Source organism: Dietzia sp. IBK-p2-15D (genome assembly GCF_057773105.1).
The window spans coordinates 1-526 of sequence record NZ_JBYMTK010000034.1 but is presented as its reverse complement, the minus strand read 5'-3'; the positions used below and the strand labels follow the sequence as shown (position 1 = coordinate 526).

The window sequence follows — 526 nt, the reverse complement described above, 5'->3', positions numbered from 1 at the left end:
TGTTCACCGACGATGTTGTACTGTTCCGGTTTGATCTGGAAACTGGTGTGCTTCTGCGCGATTTTTTCTACCGCTGGCAGCAGCGCAGGCAGGTTTTCAATATTGCTGGCGTAGGCGGCAATAGCGTTAAACAGGGCTTCACGTTGATCGCCATTACGCTGGTTACTCATGTTAAAAATTTCTTTGAGTTCTGGGTTATGAGTAAACATACGGTCGTAGAAATGGGCGGTTAACTTTGGTCCCGTTTCCACCAGTAAAGGGATGGTGGCTTTTACTGTAGCGATGGTTTGAGCGTCAAGCATATGGTCTTCCTTTTTTTGCATCTTAATTGATGTATCTCAAATGCATCTTATAAAAAATAGCCCTGCAATGTAAATGGTTCTTTGGTGTTTTTCAGAAAGAATGTGATGAAGTGAAAAATTTGCATCACAAACCTGAAAAGAAATCCGTTTCCGGTTGCAAGCTCTTTATTCTCCAAAGCCTTGCGTAGCCTGAAGGTAATCGTTTGCGTAAATTCCTTTGTCAA

General features: G+C 42.4%; 1 protein-coding gene. It reads right to left on the bottom strand.

The window, feature by feature from the left end; genetic code table 11:
• Positions 1 to 323, bottom strand: a 323-nt coding sequence (locus AC3DEV_RS16720; protein WP_488372820.1) for a globin domain-containing protein, incomplete at its 3' end; no start/stop codon positions are given.
• Positions 324 to 526 lie beyond the last annotated feature (203 nt).